Below are 9,189 nucleotides of genomic sequence, written 5' to 3' on the forward strand. Positions count from 1 at the left end.
ATTCTCAAAATTTGTATTTTTATTTATTTTTTAGCTTGAATCCCTCTAGCTAAAAGGGTTGGGGACTTTTCTAGATTCAATGTTTTTTCAGAGATTTTAGGATGATGCCGTGATGGATATTCGGCGTCAAAGGGGGAGGGTTATGCATTTTTTTATTTGTTTTTTTGTGCGCAAACAGGGGTTTTGCCATGAGGTTTTGTGCGCGTTGTTGTGATACTGAGCTCTGTTGGAGGAGATTCTATGAAAAAATTATATTCGACATCAAATTTGGTTAAAGCCGTTACGTTAGGAGCCGCAGTCGCTACACTCTTATCGAGCGTCTCTCCTGTTTTCGCTGCGAATGTCTCGATAACAGGAGATGTGGTTAGAAACACGAGTGCTCCAAATGTAACGTATCCATTTGGTAGTCATGGCAGTATTGTTTTTGCTGGTGATGATAATTACTGTGGTGTAGACAATGTTATTGGTCGTGGAGGCAAACAACAGCAGGGCATACCAGATGCTTCTCGTATATCTGCAGAAACCCAATATAAGAGATTTATTTCTAATCAAGAATTTACAGGTGGTTACCATCCTTATGGTACAGCCACTGCCCAAGAGGTTTGGTCTGGTGATGGTACAACAAATCTTAATGGTAGGCCTAGTAGCGGCTATATGGGTACATTTTCTACCGGTGGTAATGCTAGTGCTATGCCTGAGGCTTATGGCATTTATTCGTTTGCTACCGGTTGTGGATCTGCCGCGACGGGTAATTATTCAACCGTTTTTGGTGCAGGCGCGACAGCAAAGGCTGGAGGGGCGCAAGCCTTTGGTGTTTCTGCACTTGCAAGTGGAAGAGCAAGTGTTGCTATGGGTGTAGGATCAGAAGCATCAGGGGTTTCTACGGTTGCGATTGGAGGGCTTGCGACTGCTTCTGGTGAACGTAGCATTTCTATAGGTGATAGTTCCAAAGCTACGATTGACGATGCGATTGCAGTTGGTTCAAATGCAGAAGGGAGCGGTATAAATAGTGTTGCTGTTGGTAAGTTCGCATCTGCGTCTGGTTACAATAGTATTGCATTAGGGTTAAAGACAAAGGCGACTGACGAGTACGCGGTTGCTATAGGTTCGAAGGCTGAAGCTCAAGCTCTTGGTTCTATTGCAATAGGTGGTGGAGAACCTGCAGAAAACGGGGAGGAAAGAAAAGTAATAGCGAAGGGTAAAAATTCGATTGCCATTGGTTCCCATACTTATGCTGAAATGGATCATTCAGTTGCAGTTGGTATAAATGCACAGGTACGTGTTATAGATGGTGTTGCTGTGGGTGGAGGATCTGTCTCTCGTATTGATAAGGATACTTTCGGTTATGATCCTGTAGCAAATGCTGCAACAACAAAGAGTGATCTTGCATGGAAAAGCACAGCAGGTGATTTTAGTGTTGGCAACACTAATCAGAAGTTAACACGGCAAATTACAAATGTTGCAGCTGGTTCTCAAGACACTGATGCCGTCAACGTTGCACAGCTAAAAGCTTTGAGAGATGTCATGGCAGGAGCAGGAGGAGGCTGGAAAATTTCTGTTAATGATGGAGATTCTACAGATGTTACTCCCAGCAGTACAGTAGACTTTTCAGTAAAAAATGACAACTTAACGATTGAAAAAGAAAGTGTAGATAATAAGCAAAAAATCAAATTTGCTTTGAGTGATACTCTTGAACTGACGAGCGTCACGACAGGGCAAAGCTCTATGAGTGATGATGGTTTTATATTTGCTAATGGGGCAAAAATAACTGTGGACGGTATTGATGCTGGCGATAAACAGATTACAAACGTAGCAGACGCAACTGAAAATAACCAAGCAGTGAATTATAAACAGCTGAAGGAAGTGCAAAAAGGTATCAAAACAACTTGGCAGCTTTCTGTTAATGGTGGAGATGCTATGTCCGTTGGACCAAACGAAATGGTTAATTTGGAAGCAGTTAGTAATAATGATAAACAGAATATAAAAATTACAAAAGGTGAAAACCACGATGTAAAATTTGATTTAGCTGATGATATTAATGTAATGACTGTCACAGCAGGAGAAAGCATTATGGATGCTGCTGGCTTTAGGTTTGAAGGTGGTGATGGGCCGAGCATAACTGTTAATGGCATTCATGCTGGTGATAAAACGATTAAAGGGATAGCGGCAGGGGAAGAAGATACCGATGCAGTGAATTATAAACAATTGAAAGATTTTACAGCGAAAATTAAAACGGGTTGGAAACTTGCTGTTGAAGATGAAGAGGCTACAGATATTGGGGCAGAGAGTACAGTAAAGTTTGTTGCTGCTGAGGATAAGGATAGCCACAAAAATATTAAAATTGAAAAAGACAATAACAATAAAATTACATTTTCTTTAAATGATAATCTTAAATTGACGAGTGTCACTACAGGCAGAAGTATTGTGAGTGATGATGGCTTTGGGTTTAAAGATAATAAGGGGCCCAGAATTGCTTTTGAGGGTATTTCTGCTGGCAATAAAGAGATTACAAACGTAGCAGACGGGCAAAAAGATACTGATGCAGTGAATTATAAACAGCTGAACGAGGTAAGGGAATCTATATCAAAGGCAGGGGGATGGAAGTTAGCTGTTAACGGTGGAACTGCTGTGGATATTCTTCCGGGTAAAACTGTCAATTTTGTTGGAGCTGAACTTAAGAATTATGAGAACAAAAATATTAAAATTGTAAGCAAAGATGATAACACAGTAGAATTTGATTTGAATGATTTCATTGAAGTTGGACGCGTACAAACAGGAAAGACCCAGTTAAGCGACAATGGTGTGGTTATTACTGGTGGACCAAGAATAACTTGGGGCGGTGTTCATGCTGGAAATAAACAGATTACAGGGGTTGCAAAGGGTGTTCTAGATAACGATGCAGTTAATCTTGCACAATTGAATGAAGTAAAAAATGAAATAGCAGGAAATACTCTTATTAAATGGGACGAAGGACAGAAACTTATCACCATTGGTAAGGAAAAAGATGGCACGAAAATTGATATTACAGGCAGTGAAGGAGACCGGATTATCGCAGGTGTGAAAGACGCAGTGAACGATAACGAGGCTGTTAATAAAAAACAACTCGATAACACTGTAACAAATATTAATAATAACATTAAGAAAGTAAATGATTTTGCTGTCCTCTACGATAAGAATGATGATGAAAGTGTTAATTACAACAGTGTAACTTTGGGTAACAATCAGGCTGGTGAGCAGGTTGCTCTGCACAATGTGAAGAGTGGAGAAATTTCCGCTAACTCAACTGATGCGATCAACGGAAGCCAGATTAATAAAATATCAGGAGATATTGCAAATTACTTTGGTGGTAATGCTTCATTTGAGAATGGAGTCTTTAAAAACCCAAGATATAATTTAACTACTATTGATGAAAATAGTCAGGAGGAACAGAAAGAATACAATGATGTTGGAACAGCCTTGTCAGGGCTTGATATGAATATTAGGCATGTTAATCAGCATTTAGTCCATGCAATAGGTGATATTGCAAATTACTTTGGTGGTGGTGCTGGATATGATGAGTCTGGGGACTGGCACGCTCCTATTTTCAAGGTTGTCGAATTCAAGCCTGATGGAACTTCCTCTAAGCAGCCTTATTCAAATGTTGCTGAAGCTTTTGAAGGTGTGAATAATTCTTTTAACGCAATTCACAATCAAATCTCCGACATAACAGAAAACAGCCTTGTTAAATGGGACGAAGGACAGAAATTAATCACCATTGGTAAGGAAAAAGGTGGTACAAGAATTGATATTACAGGCAGTGAGGGAGTTCGAACTATCGCAGGTGTAAAAGAAGCGGTGAACAACGATGAAGCCGTTAATAAAGGCCAACTTGATAAAAGCATAGAGAAGATTTCTAACGATATTAATATAGCAAGTGCTTCTGCTGTTCTCTACGATAAAGATGCAAATGGTGAAGTCAATTATAACAGTGTGACTTTGGGAGGCGGTAGAACTGAAAACCCAGTCGCTCTTTTAAATGTTAAAGATGGAGATATTTCCGCTAATTCAACTGATGCAATCAATGGTGGCCAGATTAATAAAATATCCGGAGATATTGCAAATTACTTTGGTGGTGGTGCTTCATTCGAGAATGGAGTCTTTAAAGGACCCAAATATAGTTTGTCTGTTATTGTTGAAGATGGTGCGGTAGCAAAAGCTAATTTTTATGATGTTGGTTCAGCTTTGACAGGGCTTGATAAAAATGTCAAAAGTGTAAATCAGCGTGTAACAAATGTAATCAATGATTTTACTCAGGAAATTCAGGGTCTTTCTAAAGATGCTTTACTTTGGAGCGAAGATGATCAGGCATTTGTTGCTCTTCATGGGAAAGACAAAGAGAAGACAAACAGCAAACTTAAGTTTCTTCTGGATGGAGACATTTCTAAAGGTTCAACAGATGCTATTACGGGTAACCAACTTTATCTCATGAGCAATCAACTTGCGAATTATTTCGGCGGTGGTGCTAAGTATGAGAATGGCCAATGGACAGCACCTAATTTCCAGATCTCTCAAGTCAATGCGGATGGCACTGTTGGTGAAAAGACGTATAATAATGTTTCTGAAGCTTTTGGTGGTATTAATAACGGGATGTCAAATATTAATAACCGTATTGATGAGATCAAAAACAACATTGATTCAGATGTTTTACACTGGAATAAAGATAAAGGAGCCTACGATGCTAGTCATAACGGTCAAGCGAGCAAGATTATCAATGTAGCCGATGGTAAAATTGCAAAAGATTCAAAAGAAGCAGTTAATGGTGGACAACTTTGGCAGACCAACGAACGTATAACGGGTGTTGAGAAAGATATTAAACATATCGAACACAGGGTTGACAATATTTCTTCTACGGTTAACGACATTGGTGAAACAGTTTACAATATTGAAAATAAAGTTGATAATATTGAAAATACAGTTACCAATCTTTCTGATGGGGTTGTTTTCTATGACAAAGATGAAAACGGCAAAAAAACCAATAAAGTCACGTTAATAGGTGGCGATCCTAGTGAACCTGTTATGATTGATAATGTAGCTGATGGTAAAATTGAAACAGGTTCGAAAGAAGCTGTAAATGGTGGACAATTGCATGATTACACCCAACAGCAAATGAAAATCATTCTTGATGAATCAAAGCACTACACAGATCAGCGGGTAAACAATATCGTTATTGATGCGATAGATGATGCGGTTGAACGCGCTAACAACTACACCAATATGAAGTTTGAGGCTTTAAGCTATAGCATTGAGAATGTGCGGAAAGAGGCAAGACAAGCCGCAGCCATTGGTTTAGCAGTATCTAACTTACGTTACAATGAAACACCTGGAAAATTGAGTGTTGCATTTGGTAGTGGCCTATGGCGTAGCCAATCTGCCTTTGCTTTTGGAGCTGGTTATACCTCTGAAAGCGGACACATTCATTCTAATGTGTCGGTAACGAGTTCAGGTGGACATTGGGGGGTAGGTGCAGGATTTAATATGACACTGAATTAACAATAAAAACACAAAAGTTTAATGATATTTCTGTTTGCCCTTGCTTAACTAAGCGGGGGCAAACTATTTTTGCTAAAAATGCAAAATATACACCTACAGACCTACAGTAAAACACACACCTACATTAGAAAATAAAATAGAGACAGAATTAAAAAGATTTAAGAAAGCTTTTTATGAGGCTTTAGGTAAAACGAAATTATATCCCCCACCTATACAAAAGATACTTTCTTTATCCTTAATAGTTGCACTTTTGTCGAGTGCGTTTTCTTTGTATTCAAAAACAATAGCTTTACACATAGCTATAAATTATCGCATGTTTCTGAAGATGGTCAGGTAAGCACGGCCGCTTTTAATGATGTAGGTGGTGCGTTTACAGGTCTTGATGAAAATATCAAAAATGTCAATCAACGTATTAAGGATGTTTCGCAGGTTGTAGCACATGATTTGTTATCTTGGAGCAATGGTGATTATGCATTTGTAACCAAGTATGGCGAAGAGGAGATTAAGAGCAAGATCACCTTTCCTGCGGATGGTAGAACTATTAAAAACTCAACCGATGCAATAAATGGTTCGCAGTTTTATTAGATAAGTAATAAGTTTGCAGCATATGTTGGAGGCGGTGCTAGATGTAAAGATGATGCATGGATATCCCCAAAATTCTAAGTTTTACTCTTCAAGAGCGATATTATAGCGGATGATAAGAAGAGCTACAACAATGTTGCAGAAGCGTTTGATTGCGTTAGTAGAAATATATTAACAAGCGTATTAATGAGGTAGCCTAGAATATTTCATCGAATGGTTTAAATGGGAGTAAAGATGAAAAGGGGTATGATGTTTGTCATCAGGGAGAAGATAGCAAGATTACGTATGTAGCAGATGGTAAAGTAGAAAAAATTCGAAAGATTCTGTTAATGGAAGTCAACTTTGGTTAACGAATGTTAGGGTTAGCAAGGTTAACAGTAAGGTAGAGAGCATTGATAAGCAAGTAAAAGATATTGCACAGCGACGGATGAAGCGGTTAAATCTGATAAAGATGGTAAAAAGACTAATAAGATTACGTTAGCTGGTGGTAATAAGAGTGATCCTGTATTGATAAATAATGTATCGGATGTTTGCATTGAGAGTGGTTTGAAAGAAGCTGTATCATACCGAACAGAAGAAATACGAAGAAATACATGGAGGATAAAGTCAGTAGTACAATAAATAATGCTGTTGAGGAGGCAAAATCTTATACAGGTATGGAGTTTGAAACATTAAATTGCGCTTTTGAGGATATCCGGGAGGAAGGCAAGACAGGCGGCAGCTGTTAGTGTGGCAGTGGCGAGGGTTTGCGTTATAACGATAGACTAGGGAAGCTGAGTATTTCATTTGGTACTGGCGTATAGGGTGGTTAATTGGCATTTGCCATTGGTGCTGGTTATATATCTGAGGAGGGATTCATTCGCTCTTAACCTATCTGTCACGAGTGCAAGAGGTCAGGGATGATTAAGCACAGGAGTAAACTTTACGCTGAATAAATAACAAAAAATTAAAAATGTAGAGTAATGTCCCCATCTAAATTAATAGAGTGCATAATCGCACAATATTTTAATTTTAAAAATGTACGTTTTATAGTTTTATTGATAGAAATGTCCATTGGGGGAGATATGTTTAAAGAAATTAAAGAATCCCATTTTTTACTATTTTAATTATTTTTTCTATATGCTTCAGTGGCCATGAAGAAGCAAGATTCACTTTAATGAAAACAGGGATATCTAAAATACAACGATGCACAAGCACTTCTATAAAAGCTTACAGAGTAAACAATGTGGCTATGAATTTTGGAATTTCATGAATAAGAAAGATTCATTTATAAACAATTAAATTCATTCAAATGCATTTTTCTCTTGCTATTTTTTTAAATAGCCTATAGACAAGCGTGAATTCGTTAAAAGATATTAAAGAAAGTCTTCGCAAAAGAGGGGGGCAGTGAGTTATGAAAAAATCATACAGACACTTTCACTTCAAAGCACGCAAAGAGATGTAAATCTAAAGATCGAAAGCATCTCACTCAGTTTTATTAAAAAAGTGCAATAATATTACAAAGATACTCTAAACAACTCACAAACGACACAACACAATCAGCAATAAAAACACCTTATTGCATCTTAACAGCTAACAACAGCAGGCAAACATGTTTTTTCTATTTTTATCTCATTTTTTATTATCCCAAAACCCAAAGGCTTCTCTGGAAAAAAGAAGTCTTTCCTAAAGACGTAAAAACTATGTCTTTATTCGCCGGATTATTGATCAAGTGTCAACAACAATCTCATTGACACTTTAGATAGTCCTTTTTTCCATTATGACAACCCTAACCTTTTAAAAAACAGAAAAGAAATAACCTCTGGAGTTTTCTAACACCAGAATATGTCTTTTTGATGTTTTTTTACTTGGAGAATTTATTATGAAAAAAATATATACCACACCAAAAACACCAGCAGTGAGTGATTTAAAAAAATCTTACTCGCCTTATCGAGCCCCTTTTATTAAAACAATTTCATTAGTTTCAGTAGCTGCCTTTTTATCAAGTGCTTCTCCTGTTTTTGCTTGTGATACGTGGGGTAATATAGCCACCTATTTTGGTGGTGGTGCAAATATACTTAAAAGTATCGCACCAACCTATATAATTTCCGGTAATGTGTATAGAAATGTTGGCTCTGCATTTGTCGCGGTAAATAAGGAATTAAACGATATTTATAAGCAGTTTCAACTAATTTCGTCTGATACGTTTGTTCAGCAAAATTCCGCTGGGACGATAACAATTGGTGCGCTAAAAGGCGGCTCTGTAGTAGACTTTGCAAATAATCGTCGTGAGGCGCGGGTTCTTTCTGGTGTTCGTAATGGTGCGCTTTCCCCAACATCGGATCAAGCAGTTAATGGTTCACAGCTTTATAATTTAGGCACTGGGGTTGCGAGGTCTTTGGGCGGTGGTGCTAGATATGATACAAATGGAAACTGGATATCTCCTACTTTTACGGTTAAGGTCTTTGATGGGTCTGGTCGTAATACTAACAAAAATTATGATAATGTCGCGGATGCATTTACTGGCGTGAATGATTCTTTTACAGGTCTTAATAAAAAGATTGATACTCTATTCTTTTATGGGCAAAACAATATTGTTCAGCAAGTTGGTGCAGGGATTATTGCAATTGGTGCACGCCTAGACGGCTATGCAGTAGATATTAGAAATGTAAGAGGTGAGGCACGGACTATTGTTGGTGTTCGTGGTGGTGTGATTGACCCAACATCGACTCACGCAATCAACGGTTCTCAGCTTTATAAATTTGGCACTGAGGTTGCGAAGTCTTTTGGTGGTGGTGCTGGATATAATGGAAGGGGAGAATGGATAGCTCCTACTTTTACGGTTAAGGTCTTTGATAAGAATGGGAATGAAGCTGAAAAGGAATATGAAAATGTTGCCGATGCATTTACAGGCGTAAGTAGTTCTTTCACGAATCTTGATAAAAAGATTGAAAATATAGTCGTTAATGCAGCAGGTGATAGTCTTGTTAAGCAAGATACAACAGGACTCATTACCATTGGTGGAAAAACAAGTGGAACTAAGGTAAGCATTGCAAATGTTGATAATGCGTTGCGGACTCTTTCGGGTGTTAAGGCTGG

General features: G+C 38.1%; 1 protein-coding gene and 1 pseudogene. Both read left to right on the forward strand.

The features are described from left to right. Nucleotides 1-240: 240 nt before the first annotated feature. Entirely contained in the window at nucleotides 241-5,529 is a 5,289-nt protein-coding gene (locus MCO_RS02545) for a Vomp family autotransporter (protein ID WP_007552417.1), read from the forward strand. A 2,443-nt stretch (nucleotides 5,530-7,972) separates the two neighbouring features. Next, a pseudogene (locus tag MCO_RS10760) lies at nucleotides 7,973-9,189 on the forward strand (hypothetical protein); the annotation flags it as partial.

Source organism: Bartonella sp. DB5-6 (assembly GCF_000278115.1).
GTDB classification, from domain to species: Bacteria; Pseudomonadota; Alphaproteobacteria; order Rhizobiales; family Rhizobiaceae; genus Bartonella; species Bartonella refiksaydamii.